This window comes from Blautia pseudococcoides (assembly GCF_001689125.2).
Classification (GTDB): Bacteria; Bacillota; Clostridia; order Lachnospirales; family Lachnospiraceae; genus Blautia; species Blautia pseudococcoides.
This window is the reverse complement of the sequence record NZ_CP015405.2, coordinates 2,469,148-2,494,826: the sequence shown is the minus strand read 5'-3', so window position 1 is coordinate 2,494,826 and position 25,679 is coordinate 2,469,148. Positions and strand designations below refer to the sequence as shown.

The following is a 25,679-nucleotide window of genomic DNA, read 5'->3' as shown; positions in this document are numbered from 1 at the left end:
TATGAGATAAAGGAAAAGGAGGAAGTGAAACGATGCTGTATGGTTATATGGGCAAGCTGCTTTTTGTGGATCTCAGCAACGGTACCTTTGAGATCCGCGAGCTGACAGAGGAACTTGCCAGGAATTTTATAGGCGGCTATGGGCTGGGGGCCAAGATATTATATGATGAGATGCCCGCGCATACAGATGTATTTGCCCCGGAAAGTATGGTTGGATTTCTTGCGGGGCCTATGAGCGCATCCCGGGCATTTTTCGGGGGCAGATATATGGTGGTATCCAAATCCCCGGTCACAGGTATGTGGAATGATGCCAATTCCGGAGGGTATTTTGGGGCGAAGCTCAGACATTCCGGTTTTGACGGTATTTTTGTAAAGGGTATTTCGGAAAAGCCGGTCTATCTGTATCTGAATGACGGAAATGTGGAAATCCGTGATGCTTCCCATCTCTGGGGCAAGCGGACGATCGAGACAGAAGAAATCCTGCGCGCAGAAGTGGGTGAGGATATGAATGCGGCGATCATAGGGGCAGCAGGAGAGCGTTTGAGCCACATGGCCTGTGTCATGAATGATGAACATAGGGCAGCAGGCCGCGGAGGAACAGGCGCAGTCATGGGGTCTAAAAAATTGAAGGCCGTGGTTGTGCGGGGAGACCGGGAGGTGCCGGTTTTTGACAAAGAGCGGCTGGTCGCTCTCAACAGACAGGTTGCAGAGGATATGCTGCACGGTGCTAACAAGGATATCCGTGAATGGGGAAATTACGGAACTGCCGGCCAGATGCGGGCAATGCTTCTTATAGACGATGCCGGAGTAAAAAACTGGAGCAGTACATATGAGGCGGATTATCCCTTAGATAAAGGAAATGCCATATATGAGCCCGCCTATGAAGCCGGTTATAAGGTGACAAGATACGTCTGTCACTGTTGCCCTCTTGGCTGTGGGGCAAAATATGAGATTGACGATCCGAAAGGAAAACTTCCAAAACACGGCGCAAGCCGTCCGGAATATGAGTCACAGGCAGGTCTCAGCTCTAATATGCTGAATTCTGACAGAGACGCAGTAGTCTATGTGAATTATCTGACCAATGAATATGGCTTTGACAGCATTGCTTTTATCAATACACTCTCCTGGGCCTGTGAATGCTATGAAAAAGGTGTTCTGACGAAGGAACAGCTCAACGGGATTGATTTTAAATGGGGAGATCCTGAAGCCATGGAGGCAGTTGCTGAGGCAGTCTGCCAGGACGTGGGGGAGGCGGCAAGGATTCTTAGAAACGGGACACAGTTTGCGGCGGATCTGATCGGAGCCGGCCATGAATATTTGTTCACGATCGGAGGAATCGAGTCGGCTCTGCATGACCCCAGAAACTCGCCCTGGTATCTGGCAGAGGGAGCCGTGGAACCGACGCCCGGACGCCATATGAAGAGTCCTTTGGGCGGTTCCCTGCGGGGACAGGCACGTGAGATCAGATACAACCAGCGGGGACTTGGTTTCACGGATGCAAAATTAAAATCAGAAAATATGTTTTCTGAATGCTGCGGTTACTGCCATATGTATGACACGGCCATTGCAAACCTGAAATGGGATTATCTCCAGGCTATCACAGGATTTACATACACCCCTATTGAGAAGCATCTGGTGGGAATGCGTATCTTCCATATGAGAAACGCTTTTAACGTCAGGGAAGGGTGGAAGAGAGGAGATTTTGCATGGAGTGACAGGATCATCGGGAAACCACCTCTTGAATCGGGGGCTAATGCAGGGGTCACCCATGATGTGAACCAGGCCATTGACAGTTTCTACGAGGCAATGTGGATGGATATGGACGGAAAGCCTTATAAAGAGACTTTGGAATGGCTGGGGCATATGGAGGAAGTAATCGAAGATTTATATGGAGAGGATGGGAAAGTATGAAAAATAAAGTAAAAGTAAGATATGCTGTGCTGTTGGTGCCAACCTTGATCTTTGCAGTTGTGCTGATTCTTGGCATATTAGATGGAAATGCTTTTATAGCTGCTCTTACAAGTACTTTCGAGTTAGTGATGCAGAAACTGGGCTGGGTTGTGAGTATTACCATGCTTTTGTTTATTATTTTCTGCCTTGTGGTTCTGTTGGGACCCATGGGGAAAATCAAACTCGGAGGGCCAAATGCAAAACCCAAGATGAGTTACTGGCAGTGGTTCGCAGTGGCTCTGACTGCAGGGATCGGAACCGGCGTTGTCTTCTGGGGGGCCGTAGAACCGTTGTTATTTACCATGGAGCCGGCGCCCAGCCTTGGACTGGTGCCCGGAAGCAATGACGCCGTGATCTGGGCCATGAGGACCACATTCCTACATTGGACCCTGACTCCTTATGCCATTTATGTTGCATTCGGTATTGTCATGGCATATGTTATCCATAATATGCGCAAACCATTCAATGTAAGCTCCGGCTTGGTGCCCATGTTTGGGGATAAGGTGGTAAACAGCAAACTCGGCGGAGTCGTGGACGTATTGACTGTTTTTGCCCTGGTAGGCGGTGTGGCCGGTTCTCTCGGTTACGGCATTCTGCAGTTGGGCAGCGGCGTATCCGTGGTGTTTGGCATTGATACCAATGTACTGGTGTACACCCTCATCGCAGTGGTTATTTTCCTGGCTTACACAGCGACCAGTATCAGCGGACTGAACAAAGGTATCTTATGGCTGGGAGATAAGAATTCATGGTTTTTCATGTTCATGCTGCTGTTCCTGGTCCTGGTTGGACCCGGATCTTATATAGGGAATCTTTTTACCCAGTCATTTGGTTCTTATATCAATCATTTTGTTGAATCCATGACGTTTACCGCGCCTTTTGCAGACAGTGCACTCTGGCCTCAGTGGTGGGATATGTACTGGTGGATTGACTGGCTGTGTTACGGCGCCATTATGGGACTGTTTCTGGTACGTCTCGGTTATGGCCGTACGTTAAGACAATTCGTAGTAGTGAACTGGCTCATGCCATCCGCATTTGGAATTCTCTGGTTTTCCATCTTTGGCGGAACGGTACTCTACGGACAGATGTATCAAGGTATTGATTATTATGCCCTCTATCAGGAAAAAGGTGCGGAGGCTATGACGCTGGCAGTGTTTGAGCATGTACCGTTTTCCGGTATCATCCGCCCGTTTATGCTTTTGATCATAGCGATTTCCTTTGTTACCCTGGCAAACTCCATGATCTCCACCATTTCCAGTATGTCTGTAAAAGGCAGTTCTGAATCGGAGGAGGCGCCGTTCTGGCTGAAACTGATTTGGGGTATTATCATTGCTGTGGCATCCTTGGTGTTTACGCTGACCGGCGGTATTGACGGAATCAAGTTCGTAAAAGTGTTCACAGGATTCCCGATCATCATCATCGGCTGGGTGGTGATCATTGGATTCCTGAAGTATATGGCCCGCAGGCCGCGAAAAGAGACGGGAGAGTATATTTATGAGGAAGTGATCGCCGATGCGCCGGATTCCGGTGAGCCGGCAGTGGAGTCTTCAAAGACATTTGAAAAAATCAAAGCAATGTTCACTAAAAAATAACAGATGTTTTTATGGAGATAAGATATGGCATATAAAATTGATATGTATTTTTGCGTGGGATGTGAGGCCTGCTATCAGGCCTGTGCATTTGACGCCGTCGAAATTGTGATTGAGGAACATAACTGCAGGATCAATCCCGAAAATTGTGTGGAATGCGGCATGTGTGTGAAAGAATGTCCGGTAGCAGTTATAACTTTGGATCAACCGGAAGAGCGCAACCGGGAAGAAAGGCACTGGACAGAAGTCTGGATTGAGGAGTCTGCATGCATCGGATGCTCCAAATGTCAGAGGAACTGTCCGGCAGATGCGATCAAAGGCGTGAAAAAACAGCCATTTTACATTGATGGCATCAAGTGTATCAAATGTGGTCTTTGTATAGAGAATTGTCCGAAACATGCAATCCATGGTAAAACGGATTAATCTTATAAGCTTCAAATGGAGGGTTCCTGTGAAAATACAGGAGCCCTCTTGGGGATTAAAGTATTTCCTGCTTTTTGCTTGATTTTCCTTCTTATTAATGGTAGGATACAAATTATAATAGAAAATGTTCATAATGCAAATATAAAGTTCGGTATATGAACTATATGGCGCGCAAAATAAGGAGGGCCATAAAGAAATGCAGTTCAGAAAATTGTTTTAAGCATGCTTCGTGATGAAATTAAGGAGGTACATATGGCGTTTCAGTATTTGACGAATGTTCCGCTTGCCAAGGCGAGAGCGGAGTATGAAGAGGTATTAATAAAGGAAGGGTTTGCCGGAAAGACGGAGAATATTTCAGTTATGGAAAGCTGTGGGAGAATCACTGCCCATGCGGTCTACGCACAGATTTGTGCTCCTCATTATCATTCCAGTGCCATGGACGGGATCGCAGTGAATGCCAAAGATACATTTGGTGCCACGGAGACCACCCCGGTCCATTTAAAGACCAGTCAATTTACTGTTGTGGATACAGGGGATGCTATCCCTGAGGGGTGCGATGCGGTCATTATGGTGGAGGATATTGTGCAGGAGCAGGACGGTGTATGTCTCTACGCTGCGGCATCTCCATGGCAGCATGTCCGTCAGATCGGGGAGGATATCTGTGCAGAAGAGATGATCCTGTGTTCCTGCCAGAAAATCACCCCCTCTGCCATAGGAGCCCTTATCGCAGGCGGAGTATTGGAAATTGATGTGTTCAGACGTCCGGTTGTGGGTATCATACCCACGGGAGACGAAATTGTGCCGCCCACAAAGAGTCCAAAGAAGGGGGATATCCTCGAATTCAACGGTTCCATTTTTTCGGCTATGATACGTGAATGGGGCGGGGAGGCAGTGATCTATCCCATTGTGCCGGACCGGCTTGAAGCCATTGAAGAGATGGTAAAACGGGCCGTAAAAGAGTGTGATATGGTACTTTTAAATGCGGGTTCCTCGGCAGGCCGTGAGGATTATAGCTGCCAGGTCATAGATAAAATAGGGGATGTGCTGTATCACGGGCTTGCCATCAAACCGGGAAAACCGGCAATCCTTGGTTACCGCAGGGAAAAACCAATTCTGGGTGTGCCGGGATATCCTGTGTCCGGGATCATTGTGATCGAGGAAATTCTACACCCGCTTATTGATCTGTGGAATCACAGAAAGGGAGAAGAGCATCCGTATGCAGATGCAGTCCTTTCAAGGGCAGTGGTCTCAGGTCTGAAATATCACGAGTTCGTCCGGGTGCGCCTGGGATATGTGGGGGAACGGCTGATCGCATCACCGCTCAGCAGAGGGAGCGGAGTCATCAGTTCTTTTATGAAAGCGGACGGTATGCTGGAAATCCCTCAGGGATTGGAAGGGTGTGAGGCGGGAAGCCGGGTCAAAGTCCGGCTGCTGCGTCCCTTATCAGAATTAAAGCAGATGCTGGTGGACATCGGCAGCCATGATCCGCTGCTGGATGAGCTGGCAGATTTGCTTCACCGCAAAAATCCGGAAATGTATATGAGCTCCGCCCATGTAGGTTCTATGGGCGGAATCATGGCTGCGCGGCGGAAGGAGAATCATATTGCCGGAATCCATCTTCTTGATGTAAAGGACGGCAGTTATAATGTAAGCTTTCTTAAAAAATATTTTCCCAATGGAGGCGTCCGCCTGGTGGAGTGTGTGGGGAGAACCCAGGGACTGATGGTGGCGCCGGGGAATCCCCACAATATACAGGGAATAGAAGATCTTCAACACAGCGGACTGCGGTATGTCAACCGTCAAAAAGGCTCCGGCACCCGCATCCTGATCGACTATCTGTGTAAAGAAAAGGGCATTCGTACGGATGTGATTTATGGATATGAAAGAGAGGAGTTTACACATACCTCCGTAGCGGCACAGATTGCCTGGGGGACTGCAGATGCAGGGCTGGGCATTTTTTCGGCTGCAAATCTTTATGGACTGGATTTTCTGCCTGTCTGTATTGAGCAGTATGATCTGCTGATCCCGGATGATGCATGGGATACGCCCATGGTACAAGCGCTTATGGAAATATTAAAGAGTGATGCATTTAAGGCAAGCCTTAAAAAAATGGGAGGATATGAGATCGGAGAGCCGGGAAGAGTCAGAGAACGCCTTGAACCGGCAAAAAAGAGTGAATAAGAGAGAGCATAAATTACAGTCGAAAAGCCTTTGCCTCCCCATCCGGGAGCCAGAGGCTTTTTACCGTCCCCCGTCATATTCACCGATTTACAGAATAGATTTGAAAAAATCCCCAAAATAAGTTATGATATAGGTCGAATCCGAAACAGAAAGGAAAAACGTATGGGTTGGGAATTTACAATATTGGATGCATTGCAGCAGATACATACCCCTCTGCTGGACAAAATTTTAGTATTTATCACATCCCTTGGAAACGCAGGATGGTTCTGGATCGTACTGGGCCTGGTGCTGCTCTGCGTGAAGCGATACAGAAAGTACGGTGTCCTGGTGCTGGGAGCGCTGATATTTTCCGCATTGTTTGGAAATATTATTCTAAAGCCGCTTGTGGCGAGGCAGCGCCCTTGCTGGATCAACGAGACGGTGGAGCTTTTGGTCCAGGTGCCAAAGGATTATTCATTTCCCTCCGGGCACACCCAGGCTTCCTTTGCGGCGGCCACGGCACTTTTTACAGGAAATAAAAAAGCAGGCATCTGCGCCTTTGTGCTGGCTGCCCTGATCGCCTTTTCACGTCTGTACCTGTATGTACATTTCCCTACAGATGTGCTGGCGGGAATTGTCTTTGGCATCTGCTGCGGTCTTCTGTCCGCCTTTGTGTTTGACTGTGTGAAGCGTAACAGGGGGAACGAGGCAAAAGGATAAGGGGAGAATAAGCCTGAGACTTATAGGAAGAATAACAGGAGAACAGAGATGAGAAAAGATTTAAAAATGATAGCCATTGACCTGGACGGTACACTCCTTCGGGACGACTGTACCATTTCAAAGCGGACCAGGGAGGCGGTGGAGGAAGCGGGCAGAAGAGGATATCGGATCGTTCCCACCACGGGCCGCTCCTACCGCAATACCCGGTTTGTTTTAAAAGAGTTTCAAGAGATTTCCTATTTTATAAACGGCAACGGTTCCGTTATCACAAGCGGCAGGACAGAGGATGTCCTGTATTTTCATGAAATGGACATGGATAATGTCAGGGAAATTTATGAGCTTGCGGCAAAATATGATGCATATGTGGAAATCTATGCAGGTCAGGATGCCTACATGGATGCCAAAGGACAGGAAGTGATCAGAAGATGCGGACTTCCGAAAGAATACTGTGACCAGCTTTTGGCCACCAATAGAATTACTGCAGATTACAGGAAACTTCTGGCAGGGGATCATATCCGTGTGGGAAAGGTACATATCTTGGTATCCAAAATGGAAGAAAAGGATAAGCTGATAAGGGAAATCGATCTGCTCCCCGGTGTACATCCCATCTCCGTTATCCCCAATAATATAGAAGTGGTACAGGGAAGATGGAGCAAATGGAATGCCATTGCAAAGCTGGCCGACATGGTTGGAGTCAGACAGGAAGAGATCATGGCAGTGGGTGACAGTAATAATGATTATGAGATGCTTTTGTATGCCGGATACTCTGTGGCAATGGGCAATGCCTGTGACAGGGTGAAGGAGATCAGCAGTGCGGTGACAGACACCAACGAAAATGACGGTGTTGCAAAAGCAATTGAACATATACTAAATTGAACAGTTACCATCAGAAATAGAAAGGACGAACAAAAATGGCCATAAAAACAACCTATGATGCCAGCAGTATTACAGTTCTGGAAGGACTGGAGGCTGTAAGGAAACGGCCCGGTATGTATATCGGCAGTGTTTCCCGGAAAGGTTTGAACCATTTGATCTATGAGATCGTGGACAATGCGGTGGATGAACATCTGGCCGGATTCTGTACGGATATCCGTGTGACGCTGGAGCGGGACGGTTCCGCCACGGTGGAGGACAACGGAAGAGGAATCCCCGTAGGGATGCATGAGAAGGGAATGTCAGCCGAGAGGCTTGTATTTACCACTCTGCACGCAGGCGGTAAGTTTGATGACTCGGCCTATAAGACAAGCGGAGGCCTTCACGGTGTAGGCTCCTCCGTAGTGAATGCGCTGTCCACATACCTGGACATTAAGATCAGCCGGGAAGGTTATATCCATCACGACCACTATGAGCGGGGAATCCCCACCATTGAACTGGAAGAGGGCCTTCTGCCGAAACTGGGAAAGACAAAAACCACGGGGACGCTGGTGAACTTCCTCCCGGACCCGGAGATTTTTGAGAAGACGCGTTTCTCCGCCACGGAGGTCAAGAGCCGTCTCCACGAGACCGCTTATCTGAATCCTGAGCTGACCATTGTCTTTGAGGACAAGAGAGGGGATGTGCCGGAGTGTATCACCTTTCACGAGCCGGAGGGGATCGTAGGATTTATCAAAGACCTGAATAAAAAATGTGAGATCCTCCACGAGCCTGTATATTTTAAGGGGGAATCCGAAGGTATTACCGTTGAGGTGGCCTTTCAGTATATCAACGAATTCCGAGAGAACGTTCTGGGCTTTTGCAACAACATTTACAATGCAGAGGGCGGCACCCATCTGACCGGATTCAAGACCACATTTACCTCTGTGATGAACAATTACGCCAGGGAACTGGGAGTCCTGAAGGAAAAAGACCCCAATTTTACAGGCGCGGATATCCGAAACGGCATGACTGCCGTGGTTTCCATCAAGCATCCATCCCCACGTTTTGAGGGGCAGACCAAGACCAAGCTGGACAACCAGGACGCCGCAAAAGCCACGGGAAAAGTAACGGGGGAAGAGGTTGTTCTCTTCATGGACAGAAATCTGGACACCCTGAAAAACATCCTTTCCTGTGCGGAAAAATCAGCAAAGATAAGAAAGACAGAGGAAAAAGCAAAGACCAACCTGCTGACAAAGCAGAAATATTCTTTTGATTCCAACGGCAAGCTGGCAAACTGCGAGAAGCGTGACCCCTCCCTGTGCGAGATATTCATTGTGGAGGGAGATTCCGCCGGGGGCAGTGCCAAGACCGCCAGGGACAGGAATTTCCAGGCCATCCTTCCCATCCGGGGTAAGATCCTGAATGTGGAGAAAGCCACCATTGACAAGGTGCTGGCAAATGCGGAGATCAAGACCATGATCAATGCCTTTGGCTGCGGATTTTCAGAAGGATACGGCAACGATTTTGACATCAGCAGACTGCGCTATGACAAGATCATCATCATGGCAGATGCGGATGTGGACGGTGCCCACATTTCCACCCTGCTTCTTACCCTGTTTTACCGGTTCATGCCGGAACTGATCTATGAGGGACACGTGTATATCGCCATGCCTCCCCTCTATAAAGCCATGCCCGCAAAGGGAAAAGAGGAATATCTCTATGATGACAAGGCCCTGGAGCGATACAGAAAAAGGCATAAAGGCCCCTTTACCCTGCAGCGGTACAAAGGCCTGGGTGAGATGGACGCGCAGCAGCTCTGGGAGACAACCCTGAACCCGGAGACCAGGCTGTTAAAGCTGGTGGAGATTGAGGATGCCCGCATGGCGTCGGAGGTGACCGAGGTACTCATGGGAACCGAGGTGCCTCCCAGAAAAGCATTCATCTATGAACACGCCCAGGATGCGGAATTAGACATATAGGAGGAGCGAAATGGCGAACGTACAGGACAATATCATCAGAACAGAATATTCGGAGATCATGCAGAAGTCATATATTGACTATGCCATGAGCGTCATTGTTGCCCGCGCCCTTCCGGATGTGCGGGACGGCTTAAAGCCGGTGCAGCGCAGGACCCTTTACGATATGTATGAACTGGGGATACGCTATGACAGGCCGTACAGGAAATGCGCCCGTATTGTGGGTGACACCATGGGAAAATACCATCCCCACGGGGACAGCTCCATCTATGAATCCCTGGTGGTCATGGCCCAGGAATTTAAGAAAGGCCAGACACTGGTGGACGGACATGGAAACTTCGGTTCTATAGAAGGGGACGGGGCTGCGGCTATGAGGTACACGGAAGCCCGCCTGGAAAAAATAACACAGGAGGTCTATCTGGCAGACCTGGATAAAAATGTTGTGGATTTTGTGCCAAACTTTGACGAGACAGAGAAGGAGCCGGAAGTGCTTCCCGTCAAGGTCCCCAACCTTTTATTAAACGGTGCGGACGGCATTGCTGTAGGTATGGCTACCAGCATTCCCCCCCACAATTTAAATGAGGTCATCGACGGCGTTGTGGCTTATATGAAGGACAATACCATCACCACAAAGGCGCTGATGAAGTACATCAAAGGGCCGGATTTCCCCACAGGTGGAATTGTGGTCAATAAAGATGACCTGCCATCCATCTATGAAAGCGGGAGCGGCAAGATCAAGCTCCGGGGAAGGGTGGAGGTGGAAAAGGGAAAAGCCGGAAGAATGCTTCTGGTCATCACAGAGATCCCATACACCATGGTCGGGGCCAATATCGGCAAGTTCCTGAACGATGTGGCAGCTCTGGTGGAGACGAAAAAGACCACGGATATTGTGGATATCTCCAACCAGTCCTCAAAAGAGGGGATCCGTATTGTACTGGAGCTGAAAAAGGGCGCGGATGTGGAAAATCTCACCAATATGCTGTACAAGAAGACCAGGCTGGAGGACACATTTGGCGTAAATATGCTTGCGGTCGCAGACGGAAGGCCGGAAATTTTAAGCTTAAAACAAGTCATTGAGTATCACGTGGACTTTCAGTTCGAGGTGGCAACCAGAAAGTATCAGACATTACTTTCAAAAGAACGGGAAAAACAGGAGATACAGGAAGGACTCATCAAGGCCTGTGACGTGATCGACCTGATCATTGAGATCCTGCGGGGGAGCAAGAACAGGGAGCAGGTGAAAAACTGCCTGGTAAGCGGAATAACAGACGGAATCCGCTTCAAGACTAAGACAAGCGAACGGCAGGCCAAAAAACTGCAGTTTACAGAGCGGCAGGCCACAGCCATTCTGGATATGCGCCTCTATAAACTCATTGGCCTGGAAGTCCAGGCATTGATGGCGGAGCATGAGGTGACACTTAAAAATATTGCCCGCTATGAAGATATTCTCAACAACTATGATTCCATGGCTGCCGTGATCATGGATGAATTGAAAGCCGTGAAAAGAGAATATGGAAAAAAACGCCTCACATCTATTGAAAATGCGGCGGAAGCGGTATATGAGGAAAAGAAGATCGAGGAGATGGAGGTTGTGTTCCTGATGGACCGTTTCGGCTATGCAAGAACCATAGACAAGGCGGCCTATGAGCGGAACAAGGAGACAGCCGACAGTGAGAACAAATATATATTCCCCTGCCTGAACACAGACAAGATATGCGTGTTTACCGATTCGGGCAGGATGCATACTATCAAAGTGCTGGACCTGCCCTTTGGAAAGTTCAGGGACAAGGGGACGCCCATTGACAATGTGAGCAACTTTGACAGCTCCGCGGAGCAGATGGTATTTGTCTCCAGCCTGTCGGGGATCAAAGATTCCATGCTGTTTTTTGCTACAAAAACAGGTATGCTCAAGCAGGTGGCGGGAATGGAATTTGATGTATCAAAACGGACCATAGCAGCCACAAAGCTTTCGGAGGGGGACAAGCTGATCCTGGTGCAGATTGCAGACCCCATGGAATATGTGGTGCTTCAGACGAAAAACGGCCTCTTCCTGCGCTTTATGAAAGAGGAAGTTCCGGATAAAAAGAAGACTGCCATCGGCGTGCGGGGGATCCGTCTTGCCGGGGATGATGAAGTGGAGCACGCGTATCTTCTGGAAAACCGGACAGAATATTTGGTTTCCTATAAAGAAAAGAATGTGACGCTGAACAGACTGAAGCTGGCAAAGCGCGATACCAAGGGTACAAAAATCAGGCTGTAACAGGAAGCCTTAATGGCAGGCCGGAGTCGATGTGGTGCGGATGCCCGGCAGTGACAGCCAGCCAATGGTATGGCTCATACGACAGTTTTAGGAAGAAGAGTGCACGCGGGAGGGGCTATGAGATATGGTTTGAATAAGAAAATGTCAGGTCTCGGAGAAAAAGAAATTCCCGCTCCGGGAGACTGCCTTATTGAGATACTGAACATGGAATCCTACAAAAGAAAATACGGGGACACAGGCCCCGGACGTCTGCTTCTACGGAGCCTGGAGCATGTACATTTCTGTAAGGGTGAGATGCAGAAGGACTGTGTGCTGGGAACCTTTTCCATACCCCAGAAAGAAAAACTTCTGGAAAAACCCGTTTCTTTCGGGTATTATATGGATAAAGAGAAGCTTTTGTTCGTGGATGAGTCCGGATTTGTGGCTCATATAGTAAAGAGTATGGTAGAGATCCGGTTTCAGGAGCAGAGCTATGCGGCACATTTCCTCTTTGAGTTCATGGAACGTCTTTTGGAAGATGACGTGCGTTTTCTCCAGGCATATGAGCTGAAAATGACAGACATGGAGGACGGGCTGTTCCGTGAGGAGATCAAGGACTGTCCGGCCAGGATGCTGGCTGTGCGCAGAGAGCTTTTGCGTATGAATACTTACTATGACCAAATGGTGGATTTCTGCGAAATGCTGGAAGAAAATTACACGGGATTTCTCGGAGAGGAGGACTGCCGTCTCTTCAGGGTCATGGGGAAGAGGATCCAGCGCCTTGCGGATAATACCAGGAACCTGCGGGAATATACACTTCAGATCCGGGAGATGTACCAGGCCAGGACTGCGGAAAGGCAGAATAAGATCATGCAGTTTCTCACCGTGGTGACCACCATATTTATGCCCCTGACACTGATCACGGGCTGGTACGGCATGAATTTTATCAATATGCCTGAGCTTCATTATAAAGGCGGTTATTTTATCATCATTGGTGTGGTGATCCTGATCGTTATTATAGAGATTTTGTATTTCAAACATAAGAAATGGTTTGACTAGGAGAAGATGCCTATGAGAAAAAAAGGAAACAGTCTGCTTCTGTGCATAGTAATGGTGATTTCTTTCATGGTTTCCGGCTGCGGCAGGGAGATAAGCACAGAGGCAAAAGACAGTGTGACGGAAACGGTACAGAAGAAAATATATAAGGTTTTTGAGCCGGAGAAAGAAGTGAGCAAGGAGGCAGATGCCCTGCAGTATGTAAACGGTGATTACATACCTTACGGCTATGAAAGCCTGACAGAGAACCAGCAGAAGCTGTACCGGCAGCTTTTGAACGGTATCCTGGAATACAAGGATGAGGTTTCTGTGGACCCCTGTACGGAGGAGGATATCAACCTGGTCAATAATATGGTGTTTGTGGACCACCCGGAATTTTTCTGGCTGGACCAGCAGTCTTATACCTTTCAGGGGGATGGTTCCCCGGATACGGCAAGCAGCGTGGATCTGCAGCTTGTTTACAATATGGATAAGTCGGAAATAGAGCCCGTGAAGGCCGGCATTGAGGCAGCGGCAGACCAGTGGCTTGCCCAGGTGCCCCAGGAGGCGGATACTTACGGCAGGATAAAATACATCTATGAGTTTCTGAGCCAGAACATTGCTTACGACCAATCCAGTCCCAACAACCAGAATATCCAGAGCGTCTTTTTAAACCAGGTCACCGTATGCGCCGGATTTTCAAAGGCAACCCAGTATCTGCTTGGGAAGATGGGGATTTTCTGTACCCTGGTCACAGGAACGGCTGCGCCCAACAATGAAGAACACGCGTGGAACCTGGTAAAAATAGGGGATGATTTTTACTATGTGGATACCACCTGGGCCAACCCGGGATTTTCGGAAAAACAGGAGGGAGCAGTACAGGAAATATCCTACACCTATCTGTGCTGCGACGCCGCCACACTTTTGGCCACACATACACCGGATGCGCTTCTGCCGCTGCCGGAATGCGCCGATGACAGCTATAACTACTATAAAATGAATGGCACCTGGTACTCCTATTATGATGAAAATGAGATCTACTATATACTGACCTCCTCCATATCGGAAGGACGGGAGCGGGAGGACTTTAAGTTTGCCGATGGGGACAGCTATCAGCAGGCGGTGGCGGCCATGGTGGACGGGGATCTGATCGAACGGGCCGTGCGGGAAGCCTATCATTTCGGGGAAGGTGAGACCTACCAGTGGAATATAGGATACAGTGATGAGGACAAGCTCCTTACCGTGTATTGGTAAAAAAGACTTGCAACTTCACACTTTTAGTGGTATTCTGGTATAGAACTTGATAATCACGATAACATAAGAGTGGGCCTTCGGTCCACTCTTATTATGTAGTGGAAACTAAGTACCCATAAAGTTACCACAAATAAATTTAAATTCATAACTTTATCGAGTACCGGACAGAAGATGCGGAAGAAGGTGAAAGAATGAGTCAGAGAGAAATATACGAACAGAAAGCAGAAGCCCTTATAACACCCATACTGGAGAGCCATGGATTTGAGCTTGTGGATATGGAATATGTGAAGGAAGGCAGCAACTGGTATCTGCGTGCCTACATCGATAAAGAAGGCGGCATTGCTGTGAACGACTGTGAGGTTGTAAGCAGGGCATTTTCTGAAAAGCTGGATGAAGAAGATTTTATCGACACTGCTTATATTATGGAAGTAAGCTCTCCCGGTCTTGGGAGACCACTTAAGAAAGAGAAAGACTACCAGAGAAACATGGGTAAGGAGCTGGAGATCAGAACCTACCGTGCCATTGACGGGGAGAAGGAATTCTACGGTATACTGAAAGCCTACGATGCGGACAGCGTGACCATTGAAAACGAGGATGGGGAGCGCACCTTTTTAAAGGCTGACATTGCACTGATCAGGCAGGCGTTTGACTTTTAACAGCAGTGGATATTATATAGAAGAAATTCAGGAGGATGTAAAACATGAATACAGAGTTATTAGAGGCGCTGGATATTCTGGAAAAAGAGAAATCCATCAGCAAAGATACGCTTTTGGAAGCCATTGAACAATCCCTGATCCAGGCGTGCAAGAACCATTTCGGCAAAGCTGACAATGTGCACGTGAATATCAACCCTGAGACCTGTGACTTCGGCGTGTATGCGGAGAAGACTGTGGTTGAGGAAGTGACGGATCCGGTCATGGAGATCAGTCTGGCAAATGCCAAGATGATGAATTCCCAGTATGAGCTGGGCGATGTGGTGAATGTGGAGATCAAGTCAAAGGAATTCGGACGGATCGCCACCCAGAATGCCAAGAACGTGATTCTGCAGAAAATCCGCGAGGAAGAGAGAAAAGTGATCTTCAACCAGTATTACGGAAAAGAAAAAGATGTTGTGACGGGAATTGTCCAGAGAAGCCTGGGCAGGAACTACAGCATCAATCTGGGGAAGGCCGATGCCATCCTGACAGAAAATGAACAAGTGAAGACAGAGGTGTTCCGCCCCACAGAGAGGATCAAACTGTATATCCTGGAGGTAAAAGACACCCCCAAGGGACCAAAGATCCTTGTGTCCAGGACACACCCGGAGCTGGTGAAGCGTCTCTTCGAGGCTGAGGTCACAGAGGTGAAGGACGGCACGGTGGAGATCAAGAGTATTGCCAGAGAAGCCGGTTCCCGTACGAAAATCGCTGTGTGGAGCAACGACCCGGATGTAGACCCCGTAGGTGCCTGTGTTGGTATGAACGGTGCCAGGGTCAATGCCATTGTGGAAGAGCTTCGCGGCGAGAAGATTGATATTATCAACTGGAGTGACAACCCGGCGCTTCTGATCGAGAATGCCTTAAGTCCGGCAAAGGTCATTTCGGTTATGGCTGATCCGGATGAGAAGACCGCCATGGTCATTGTTCCGGATTACCAGCTTTCCCTGGCCATCGGCAAAGAGGGACAGAATGCCAGACTTGCAGCAAGACTGACAGGGTTTAAGATAGACATCAAGAGTGAGACACAGGCAAGGGAGTCCGGTGATTTCGATTTCTATGAGGAAGACTACGAAGAAGAGGGCTATATAGAAGACAGTTACGAAGACCAAGGGTACGAAGAAGAGGGAGACATGGCGGAATCCTACGAGGAAGAGGATCTGGAAGACATTGCTTCTCTTGAGGCACCGGATTCCTATGAGGAACCGGAAGCCTCCGGGACACCCGGTGAAGAAGAGTAGGTGATAGTATGGGTACGGTCAGGAAAGTCCCTATGCGGAAATGTACCGGCTGCGGTGAAATGAAGAACAAGAAGGAAATGCTCCGCGTTTTAAAGACACCGGAGGAGGAGATCATTCTGGATGCCACCGGCAGAAAGAACGGCAGAGGGGCATATCTGTGTTTTGACAAGGAATGCCTGCGAAAGGCCAGGAAGAACCGGGGATTGGAGCGTTCTCTCAAGACAGCCATACCGGCATCCGTATATGAGAGCCTGGAAAAGGAGTTTGATAAGCTTGAACATCAGTAAAGAACTGTCCCTATTGGGATTGGCGGCCAAAGCAGGGAGAGTGGTGAGCGGCGAGTTTGCCACAGAGAAAGCAGTGAAGGCTGGAAAAGCGCGCCTTGTCCTTGTGGCAGGTGATGCATCAGATAATTCTAAAAAAAAGTTTTCCGATATGTGTGCCTACTATAAGGTCCCGGTTTATTTTGTCGGAACAAAGGAGGAGTTGGGAGGTGCCATTGGAAAGGATTACCGCGCGTCTCTGGGCGTGACGGATGATAATTTCGCAGTGGCGATGAAGAAAAAGATGGAACAGATGGGTAAATAAAAAAGGAGGGCAATATATGTCAAAACTGAGAGTGCATGAAATTGCAAGAGAATTAGATAAAAGCAACAAGGAGGTCATGGATTTTTTGAAATCCAAGAATATAGATGTAAAAAGCCACATGAGCAGCCTTGAGGATGATCATGTGAGCCTGATACGCTCAAACTTGAGAAAGGGAAATATGGCAGCCGCCAGCACGGATACTGCAAAGCCGGCAGCGTCAGCGGAAGAGAAACCGAAGAAAAAACTGATCCAGGTATTCAGACCGCAGAATGCAAGTCATATGCCTGAGAGAAAGCAAAAACCACAGAATCATCCTGCGGAAGCAGGAAGTGCGCACAGCAGCAGCCAGCCGGGGAATAATCGTCCGGCACAGGGAGGAATGAAAACGGAAAGTACAGCAAATACTCAGAACAGGACAGATAACCGTCCGGGCAGCAATAACGGGGAACGTCCAAACCGGTATAACAGCGATAACAGAAACACAGACCGTCCGAATCGTTACAATAACGATAACAGAAGCGGGGATAACCGCCCAAGATACAACAACAGCGGAGACGGGCAGAATCGTTATAACAACGATAACAGGAATGGTGATAACCGTCCGAGAACCAACAGCGGAGACGGCCAGAACCGCTATAATAATGACAACAGAAACGGCGACAACCGTCCCAGGACCAATACAGGAGACCGTCCACGCTACAACAGCGACAACAGGAACGGTGACAACCGTCCCAGGACCAATACAGGAGACCGTCCACGCTACAACAGCGACAACAGGAACGGTGACAACCGTCCCAGGACCAATACGGGAGACCGTCCGCGCTATAACAGCGACAACAGGAACGGTGACAACCGTCCAAGGACTAATACGGGAGACCGTCCGCGCTATAACAGCGACAACAGGAACGGTGACAACCGCCCCAGGACCAATACGGGAGACCGTCCCCGCTATAACAGCGACAACAGGAACGGTGACAACCGTCCAAGGACCAATACGGGAGACCGTCCGCGCTACAACAATGACAACAGAGGCGGAGATAACCGTCCAAGAACAGGCAGCGGTCCCAATCGTTTCGGAGACAACAGGCAGAGAGGCACGGATAACCGTCCGGGCGGCGGATTTAACAGGGATAAAGGCGGAAAAGCAGATGCTCCCAAGCTGGAATTTGTGGAGAAAGACAGCCGCAAGTTAAACCGTGAGAATAAGAAAAAGGACGTTAAGAAAGATGACTTAAAGACAGGCAGCAAACGCCCCAACCAGGGAGGCGGAAGACGTCCGAACCAGAGACTGCCAAGAGCTCTGCAGAGACCAAACACACAGCCTAAGGTGGAAGAGAAGAAGGAAGTTGTAAAGGAGATCACACTTCCGGAGAAAATGACGATCCGTGAGCTGGCAGATAAAATGAAGATGCAGCCTTCTGTTATTGTCAAGAAACTGTTCATGGACGGAATAATGGTTACCGTGAACCATGAAATTGATTTTGAGAAAGCGCAGGAGATCGCTCTGGACTACGATATTATCGCAGAACCGGAAGTAAAGGTGGATGTGATCGCAGAACTCCTCAAAGAGGATGATGAAGACGAATCCTTACTGGTTTCCAGACCTCCGGTAGTCTGTGTTATGGGTCATGTAGACCATGGTAAAACATCACTTCTGGACTGCATCAGAAATACACACGTGACAGACAGAGAGGCAGGCGGTATCACACAGCACATCGGTGCTTATATGGTTACCGTCAATGATCAGAAGATCACGTTTTTGGACACACCGGGCCACGAGGCATTTACCGCTATGCGTATGCGTGGTGCCAATGCGACCGATATTGCCATCCTGGTAGTAGCTGCGGACGATGGTGTTATGCCGCAGACCGTGGAGGCTATCAACCATGCAAAAGCTGCCGGAGTTGAGATTATTGTTGCCATCAACAAGATTGATAAACCAAGTGCCAATATTGAGAGAGTAAAACAGGAATTATCCGAGTATGAGCTGATCCCGGAAGACTGGGGCGGAAGTACCATCTTTGTACCGGTATCCGCACATTCTGGCGAGGGGATCGAAACCCTGTTAGAGATGATCATTCTCACTGCCGAGGTGGCAGAGCTGAAAGCCAATCCAAAGAGAATGGCAAGAGGTCTTGTCATCGAAGCGGAGCTTGACAAAGGAAAAGGCCCTGTTGCCACCATTCTGGTACAGAAGGGTACCCTGCATGTGGGTGACTTTATTGCTGCCGGAGCCTGCTCCGGTAAAGTCCGTGCCATGATGGATGACAAGGGAAGAAGAGTAAAAGAGGCATCCCCGTCCACTCCGGTGGAGATTTTGGGTCTGGGTGATGTGCCAAACGCAGGAGAGATCCTGGTTGCAACAGAAAACGACAAAGAGGCAAAACATTTTGCTGCTACCTTTGTTTCCGAAAATAAAAACCGTCTTCTGGAAGAGACAAAAGCCAAGATGTCCCTGGATGATCTGTTCACACAGATTCAGGCAGGTAATCTGAAAGAGCTTCCTCTGATCGTAAAAGCCGATGTACAGGGTTCTGTGGAAGCCGTGAAACAGAGTCTTGTGAAGATTTCCAACGAGGAGGTTGTGGTCAAAGTTATCCACGGCGGTGTGGGTGCCATCAATGAATCTGACGTTACCCTTGCAAGTGCATCCAATGCCATCATCATCGGCTTCAATGTACGCCCCGATGTGACAGCAAAGGCAATTGCAGAACAGGAAGGCGTTGACCTGCGTCTGTACCGTGTCATCTATCAGGCCATCGAGGATGTGGAAGCAGCCATGAAGGGTATGCTGGATCCGGTATACGAGGAAAAGGTTATCGGCCATGCGGAAGTGCGCCAGACGTTCAAGTCATCCGATGTGGGTACCATTGCCGGCGGATATGTTCTGGACGGTATGTTCCAGAGAAACTGCAAGGTCCGCATTACCAGAGGAGAAGAGCAGATTTACGAAGGTGTTCTGGCATCTCTGAAGCGTTTCAAGGATGATGTAAAAGAAGTGAAAGCAGGTTATGAGTGCGGTCTCGTATTCGAGGACTTCAGTGACGTACAAGAGGAAGACAGGGTAGAAGCTTATATTATGGTGGAAGTGCCGAGATAGGAGAGCTTTTATGAGAAAAAACAGTATTAAAAATACACGGGTGAACGCTGAGGTTCACAAAGAACTGGCAGAGATCATCCGTAATGGTATTAAGGACCCGCGCATAAAACCCATGACCAGTGTAACGGCAGTGGAAGTGGCGCCGGACCTTAAAACCTGCAAAGCATATATCAGTGTGCTTGGCGATGCGGAAGCGAAAAAGGACACCCTCACGGGGCTTCGCAGTGCGGAAAGCTATATCCGCAGGCAGCTCGCCAAGACGGTGAACCTTAGAAATACGCCGGAAATACGGTTCATCCTGGATGAATCTATTGAATATGGCGTGACCATGTCTAAGCTGATTGATGAAGTCAGCAAAAAGGACACAGCATCGGAGGTGCATGAGGATGGAGAAGATAGCCAGTGAACTGAAAGGAATTAAGAGGGCAGCCATCGCCGGACACGTTCGTCCGGACGGTGACTGTGTGGGTTCCTGTATGGGACTTTACCTCTATCTGCGGGAAAACTATCCGGAGATCGAGACGGATATTTATCTGGAAAAGCCAAGAGATGCGTTTTCTATGATCTCACATCTGGATGAGATAAGGACTGCCTACACCGATGAGGAGGCATATGACGTGTTTTTTGTCATCGACACCAGCACGTCAGACCGTATCGGTGTGGCGTGGGAGGCTTACCAGAAGGCAAAGAAAAAGATCTGCATTGACCACCATGTGAGCAACAAAGGCTTTGGGGATATCAATGTGGTGAAGCCGGATGTGAGTTCTGCTTCTGAGGTGCTGTTTGGAGTTCTGGATGAGGAAAAGATATCAAAGTCTGTGGCGGAGGCCATTTATATGGGAATGGCCCATGACACAGGCGTGTTTAAATTTTCTTCCACAACCCCGGAAACTCTGCGTATTGCGGCAAAGCTGATGGAAAAAGGAATTGATTTTACCAGTATCATTGATGAGACGTTTTTCCAGAAAAGCTATGTACAGAACCAGATCCTGGGCAGATGCCTGATGGAGAGTATCATGCTGCTGGACGGTAAGTGCATTATCGGCTGTATCAGAAAGCGGGATATGGAGTTTTACGGTGTGGAACCAAAAGATCTGGACGGCATTGTTGACCAGCTGCGTATCACCAAAGGCGTAGAGGTTGCTATCTTCTTATACGAGGTAAAAACACAGGAATTTAAAGTGAGCATGCGCTCCAACGGACCTGTGGATGTGAATGTGGCAGCCAGCTATTTTTCCGGCGGCGGTCATGTGAAGGCAGCGGGCTGTACCATGCAGGGTTCCGTCTATGATGTCATCAACAACCTGACAGGACATATCGAAAAACAGATAAAGGAAAAATGCAGTGATTAACGGAGTTATCAATATATACAAGGAAAAGGGATATACATCCCATGACGTTGTGGCAAAACTTCGGGGCATTTTAAGGCAAAAGAAGATAGGCCACACGGGCACACTGGACCCGGACGCCGAAGGGGTCCTTCCGGTATGTTTGGGAAAGGCGACTAAGCTGTGTGACCTTCTGACCGATAAGCGGAAGACATACGAGGCAGTTCTGCACCTGGGGATCAGCACAGATACTCAGGATATGACAGGCAATGTGCTGGTGGAAAGAGAAGTTACAGTTGATCCGGCCACAGTGCGTTCCTGTATAGAGAGTTTTCTGGGAGAGCAGCAGCAGATCCCGCCCATGTATTCTGCTTTGAAGGTAAACGGCAGAAAGCTTTACGAACTTGCCCGGGAGGGAAAAGAAGTTGAGAGAAAACCGCGGCGTGTGGTATTTTACCACATAGAGATACTGGAGATGGAACTTCCGCTTGTGCGGTTTAGAGTGGCTTGTTCCAAAGGGACCTATATCAGGACTCTGTGCCACGATATTGGCCGGAAGCTGGGATGCGGGGGCTGTATGGAAAGGCTGCTGCGCACCCGGGTGGAGCGTTTTGATGTGAAAGATGCCATGAGGCTTTCAGAGGTTGAGGAGGCAGTGGGAGCGGGCTGTATTTTATCCCATGTTGTCACCATTGAGCAGATGTTTTCCGAATACGGGGAGATTCACGCCCCTGCACAATTTGACAAAATGCTGCGCAACGGGAATGCTGTCCCTGCTCAGGAGGAGATGGAGGACGGTACCAGGGTCCGCATGTATGACAGCGGACAGCGGTTCATCGGTCTCTATGAATATGAAAAGAAAAGAGAACAGTTTCGGCTGATCACCATGTTCTGCACCCCGGAGGATTTTGCGGAGAGCAGAAAGGAGACACCATGATATATACAACAGATGTGCCAAGGCTTGGCGGGGGGGAGACAAGTGCAGTCACCCTGGGAAAATTCGACGGGCTGCACAGAGGACATCAGAAGCTCATGAACTGCATACGGGAAAAAAAAGAAGATAACTGTAAGGCGGTTATCTTTACTTTTGATGTATCCCCTGTGGTAAGACTTCTACATACCCCTGCAAAGGGACTTCTGACCAATGAGGAGCGGGAGGAGCTGGCCTGTGAGCGGGGCATGGATATTCTGGTGGAGTGTCCCTTTACAGATGAACTGATGCACATGGAGGCAGAGGTGTTTGTAAAAGAATTTCTGGTGAACCGGATGCATGTAAAATATCTGGCAGTAGGCCCTGATTTCAGATTCGGCCACGACAGGGCCGGTTCCCCTGCGCTTTTGGATGACATGGGAAAAACTTATGGTTTTACTGTGGACGTAGTGGAGAAATTAAAAGACGGGAATCGGGAGATCAGCAGCACCTATGTGCGGGAAGAACTGGAAAAAGGGAATATGGAAAAGGTCAACGAGCTTTTGGGATATGTGTATTTTACCAGAGGTGAGATTGTACACGGCAGGCAGCTTGGGCGCACTATAGGAGTGCCTACTGCCAATCTGATCCCTCCGGTCTGTAAAAAACTGCCGCCCAACGGTGTCTATATCACCCGCTCCCGCATTGGAGACAAAATATACCAGGGAATTACCAACGTAGGGTACAAGCCCACAGTGGCAGAACATTTTCTGGGTGTGGAGACATACCTGTTTGACTGTGACGAGGATTTGTACGGACAGGACGCGGAGGTGCGTTTTTACCGTTATCTGAGGCCGGAGAGAAAATTTGCCTCCCTGCAGGAATTAAAGGGGCAATTGGATGTGGATGTCCAAAAAGGTCGAGAATTTTTCAAGGCGTTTGACAAATAATGATGGACAAACCTCAAAATTTCTATTATAGTTTATAACGGAATCTTTTTTACCAAGGAGATAAGAATGAACGTAGGAAACATTTTAACGCTGATAGGCGGCTTAGGGTTGTTCCTGTACGGCATGCGGGTGATGAGTGACAGCATTGAAAAGGCCGCAGGAGCAAAGATGCGTAGTTTTCTGGCTTTCTTTACAAAAAACAAGGTTGTGGGAATGCTGTTCGGCATGATTTTCTGTGCCATTATCCAGTCATCCAGTGCAACCACAGTAATGGTGGTCAGCTTTGTAAACGCAGGGCTGATGAATCTCTTCCAGGCGGCAGGCGTGATCATGGGTGCCAACATCGGTACGACCATCACGTCACAGCTTGTAGCGTTTAACCTTTCCCAGATCGCCCCGGTATTTTTGATGCTGGGTGTGATCATAGTGATGTTCTGCAAGAAGGAAAAGGTGAAAAAAGTCGGTGAAGTTATTCTGGGCTTTGGTATCCTGTTCATGGGCCTTTCGCTTATGTCGGGCAGTATGGCAGGTCTGAAGGAATCACCTATTATCATCAGCCTTTTATCCAATCTGAAAAATCCGTTATTAGGTATCTTCATCGGATTTTTGATCACGGCCATTGTTCAAAGTTCATCGGTAACGGTCAGTATACTGCTTTTGATGGCGCAGCAGGGACTGCTTCCGTTGGGAATCTGCTTTTACATTATTTTAGGCTGTAATATCGGTGCGTGTACCTCTGCACTGCTGGCAGCACTCAATGGAAACAAAGACGCAAAGCGCGCAGCGCTGATCCATTTTCTGTTCAATGTGATCGGCACCATGATCATGGCAGTGCTGCTGCTGGCAGGTGAGACTTGGATAGAGAATGCGATCACCACACTTTCCGGAGGCAACATAGGACGGAGCGTGGCAAACGCCCACACCCTGTTCAAAGTTTTCCAGGTGCTTATTTTACTGCCGTTCTCAGGTGCCATTGTGAAGATGACATATCTGTTCGTACCCGGAAAGGATGAAGTGGCAGCGGACGGCGGTTTCCAACTGGAATACATAGGGCCGACCAATGTATTTTCCCCCAGCACGGCTGTAGTGGAAGCTACAAAAGAGCTGGAGAGAATGGGCAATATGGCTATCACCAATTTAAACAGGGCTATGAATGCTCTGATCACGCTGGATGAGGACGAGATCGCAGAGGTGTACCGGGTGGAGAAACATATTGATTATATGAATCATGCCATCACGGATTATCTGATCGCCATCAACCAGAGTACCCTGCCCATTGATGATATTAAAAGCATAGGCGGTCTCTTCCACGTGGTGAACGATATTGAGAGAATCGGGGACCATGCGGAAAATGTGGCAGATTCAGCCATTGAGCGCAGGGAGAAAGATATTGAATTCAGTCCGGCGGCCCAGAAGGAGCTGGCTGAAATGATGGACAAGGTTATAAGGATCATGACCTACTCCATGGACATGTTCTCCAATAACAGCCAGAAACACCTCCAGGAGATTCTGGAGCTGGAGGACAGTATTGATGAGATGGAGAGACATCTCCAGGCAACGCATATACAGCGTCTTACCAAAAACGAATGTACACCGGACGCCAGCATGATCTATTCAGACCTTATTTCCGGTCTGGAACGTGTGGCTGATCATGCGACCAACATTGCATTTTCTATTCTGGATGAAGAACCGGAAGAAGATAAAAGAATTGTAATGGAATTGTAATAAAATCGTAAAAAACAGGCAATACTCTATAATACAATAAAAGATATGCTTTTATTGTTCAGAATACCAAAGAAAAAGCCTGCGGCAGATGAGCCGCGGGCTTTTTGTGTCCTGCCGGAAGCAAATCCGCCAGGAAGGAATTTATGGATTCTTTGAAAAGGAGTATTTTATGCAGAATTTTATGAAAAAAATCAGTTATACATTAGTAGGAACCAGTATGCTTCTGACAGCAGTGCCCGTATTTGCAGAGCCTGCCGAGGAGGTACCGGAACAGGAGTGCTGCGCTGTGGCGGATGTGGATACCTGTCTGAACATCAGGGAGGGCGCCGGCACAGATGCAGCCATTATCGGCAAGCTCCCCAAAGACGGGCTCTGCTATGTGGAGAGCACAGAGGGGGAATGGTCCTATATCACATCAGGGGAGATGAGCGGATATGTGTGCAACCTGTATCTGGACATGCTTGGAAGCAATGAGACGGATTACCTGGAAATGACAGGGCTTGCAGAGCCTGTTCTGGCGTATCCTGTGGATGACCCGGAGCCGGTGCCGGTCATCAATCCTTCGGATGTGCGTACATCCATCGTCAACTATGCTCTTCAGTTCGTGGGAAATCCCTATGTGTGGGGCGGGACAAGCCTGACGAACGGCGCGGACTGCTCCGGATTTGTGCAGACACTCTACAGTGACTTTGGCGTGCACATCCCCAGGGTGGCAGAGGACCAGGCAAATGTGGGGCAGAGGATATCTGTGGAGGAAGCGCTTCCGGGGGACTTGATCTTTTATTCGGAAAATGGTTATATTTATCATGTGGTCATGTACATCGGAGACGGCCAGGTGGTGCATGCCAGCAGCTCAGCTACCGGTATAAAAGTGTCCAATCTGTACAGGGAACAGGCCGTTTGGGGCGTACGTTTATTTTAATAAACGGTTACTGCTTACAGGCT

21 protein-coding genes are annotated in these 25,679 nt (G+C 48.8%); all 21 read left to right on the top strand.

Annotation, left to right across the window (positions count from 1 at the left end; genetic code table 11):
* Nucleotides 1–32: 32 nt before the first annotated feature.
* The 21 genes from A4V09_RS11915 (at nucleotide 33) to A4V09_RS11815 (ending at nucleotide 25,656) form a co-directional block, all read left to right on the top strand.
* Nucleotides 33–1,910, top strand: a complete 1,878-nt coding sequence (locus A4V09_RS11915) for an aldehyde ferredoxin oxidoreductase family protein (RefSeq protein WP_065542546.1) — start codon at nucleotides 33–35, stop codon at nucleotides 1,908–1,910.
* Nucleotides 1,907–3,538: a BCCT family transporter gene (locus A4V09_RS11910; RefSeq protein ID WP_065542545.1), complete on the top strand. Its 1,632-nt coding sequence runs from the start codon at nucleotides 1,907–1,909 to the stop codon at nucleotides 3,536–3,538. Before A4V09_RS11915 ends, A4V09_RS11910 begins: the two co-directional genes overlap by 4 nt.
* 24 nt (nucleotides 3,539–3,562) lie before the next feature.
* A complete protein-coding gene (locus A4V09_RS11905; RefSeq protein WP_065542544.1) occupies nucleotides 3,563–3,958 on the top strand; it encodes a 4Fe-4S dicluster domain-containing protein in 396 nt (131 codons plus the stop codon).
* Nucleotides 3,959–4,210: 252 nt separating this feature from the next.
* Nucleotides 4,211–6,139, top strand: a complete 1,929-nt coding sequence (locus tag A4V09_RS11900; RefSeq protein WP_065542543.1) for a molybdopterin biosynthesis protein — start codon at nucleotides 4,211–4,213, stop codon at nucleotides 6,137–6,139.
* A gap of 162 nt (nucleotides 6,140–6,301) precedes the next feature.
* The gene (locus A4V09_RS11895; protein ID WP_065542542.1) at nucleotides 6,302–6,838 is read left to right on the top strand and encodes a phosphatase PAP2 family protein; all 537 of its coding nucleotides are present in this window, start codon (nucleotides 6,302–6,304) and stop codon (nucleotides 6,836–6,838) included.
* Between the two features lie 48 nt (nucleotides 6,839–6,886).
* A complete protein-coding gene (locus A4V09_RS11890) occupies nucleotides 6,887–7,714 on the top strand; it encodes a Cof-type HAD-IIB family hydrolase (RefSeq protein ID WP_065542541.1) in 828 nt (275 codons plus the stop codon).
* Between the two features lie 35 nt (nucleotides 7,715–7,749).
* Entirely contained in the window at nucleotides 7,750–9,672 is a 1,923-nt protein-coding gene (locus tag A4V09_RS11885; RefSeq protein WP_065542540.1) for a DNA gyrase/topoisomerase IV subunit B, read from the top strand.
* A 10-nt stretch (nucleotides 9,673–9,682) separates the two neighbouring features.
* Nucleotides 9,683–11,929 carry a DNA gyrase/topoisomerase IV subunit A gene (locus A4V09_RS11880; RefSeq protein WP_065542539.1) on the top strand — a complete coding sequence of 749 codons (2,247 nt, stop codon included), beginning with the start codon at nucleotides 9,683–9,685 and terminating at the stop codon, nucleotides 11,927–11,929.
* Between the two features lie 117 nt (nucleotides 11,930–12,046).
* Nucleotides 12,047–12,967: a magnesium transporter CorA family protein gene (locus A4V09_RS11875; RefSeq protein WP_157766946.1), complete on the top strand. Its 921-nt coding sequence runs from the start codon at nucleotides 12,047–12,049 to the stop codon at nucleotides 12,965–12,967.
* 12 nt (nucleotides 12,968–12,979) lie between these two features.
* Entirely contained in the window at nucleotides 12,980–14,197 is a 1,218-nt protein-coding gene (locus A4V09_RS11870; RefSeq protein WP_157766945.1) for a transglutaminase domain-containing protein, read from the top strand.
* 191 nt (nucleotides 14,198–14,388) lie between these two features.
* The gene (gene rimP, locus A4V09_RS11865) at nucleotides 14,389–14,853 is read left to right on the top strand and encodes a ribosome maturation factor RimP (protein WP_065542538.1); all 465 of its coding nucleotides are present in this window, start codon (nucleotides 14,389–14,391) and stop codon (nucleotides 14,851–14,853) included.
* Nucleotides 14,854–14,897: 44 nt separating this feature from the next.
* Nucleotides 14,898–16,133, top strand: coding sequence for a transcription termination factor NusA (gene nusA, locus A4V09_RS11860; RefSeq protein WP_065542537.1), 1,236 nt, complete (start codon nucleotides 14,898–14,900; stop codon nucleotides 16,131–16,133).
* An 8-nt stretch (nucleotides 16,134–16,141) separates the two neighbouring features.
* On the top strand, nucleotides 16,142–16,420 hold the full coding sequence (gene rnpM / locus A4V09_RS11855; protein WP_065542536.1) for an RNase P modulator RnpM: 279 nt from the start codon (nucleotides 16,142–16,144) through the stop codon (nucleotides 16,418–16,420).
* Complete coding sequence (locus A4V09_RS11850; protein ID WP_065542535.1) at nucleotides 16,407–16,721, top strand: L7Ae/L30e/S12e/Gadd45 family ribosomal protein; 315 nt, start codon at nucleotides 16,407–16,409, stop codon at nucleotides 16,719–16,721. Before rnpM ends, A4V09_RS11850 begins: the two co-directional genes overlap by 14 nt.
* 16 nt (nucleotides 16,722–16,737) lie before the next feature.
* Nucleotides 16,738–19,821, top strand: coding sequence for a translation initiation factor IF-2 (infB, locus tag A4V09_RS11845; protein ID WP_084043558.1), 3,084 nt, complete (start codon nucleotides 16,738–16,740; stop codon nucleotides 19,819–19,821).
* A gap of 10 nt (nucleotides 19,822–19,831) precedes the next feature.
* Entirely contained in the window at nucleotides 19,832–20,227 is a 396-nt protein-coding gene (rbfA, locus tag A4V09_RS11840) for a 30S ribosome-binding factor RbfA (RefSeq protein ID WP_065542534.1), read from the top strand.
* Nucleotides 20,208–21,173 (top strand): DHH family phosphoesterase, encoded by a 966-nt coding sequence (locus A4V09_RS11835; RefSeq protein ID WP_065542533.1) that lies wholly within the window; start codon nucleotides 20,208–20,210, stop codon nucleotides 21,171–21,173. Before rbfA ends, A4V09_RS11835 begins: the two co-directional genes overlap by 20 nt.
* Entirely contained in the window at nucleotides 21,166–22,086 is a 921-nt protein-coding gene (gene truB / locus A4V09_RS11830) for a tRNA pseudouridine(55) synthase TruB (protein WP_065542532.1), read from the top strand. The genes A4V09_RS11835 and truB overlap by 8 nt, the downstream gene beginning before the upstream one ends.
* The gene (locus tag A4V09_RS11825; protein ID WP_065542531.1) at nucleotides 22,083–23,009 is read left to right on the top strand and encodes a bifunctional riboflavin kinase/FAD synthetase; all 927 of its coding nucleotides are present in this window, start codon (nucleotides 22,083–22,085) and stop codon (nucleotides 23,007–23,009) included. The genes truB and A4V09_RS11825 overlap by 4 nt, the downstream gene beginning before the upstream one ends.
* A gap of 66 nt (nucleotides 23,010–23,075) precedes the next feature.
* Nucleotides 23,076–24,734 carry a Na/Pi cotransporter family protein gene (locus A4V09_RS11820; RefSeq protein ID WP_065542530.1) on the top strand — a complete coding sequence of 553 codons (1,659 nt, stop codon included), beginning with the start codon at nucleotides 23,076–23,078 and terminating at the stop codon, nucleotides 24,732–24,734.
* Nucleotides 24,735–24,903: 169 nt separating this feature from the next.
* Nucleotides 24,904–25,656: a C40 family peptidase gene (locus A4V09_RS11815; protein ID WP_065544750.1), complete on the top strand. Its 753-nt coding sequence runs from the start codon at nucleotides 24,904–24,906 to the stop codon at nucleotides 25,654–25,656.
* Nucleotides 25,657–25,679 lie beyond the last annotated feature (23 nt).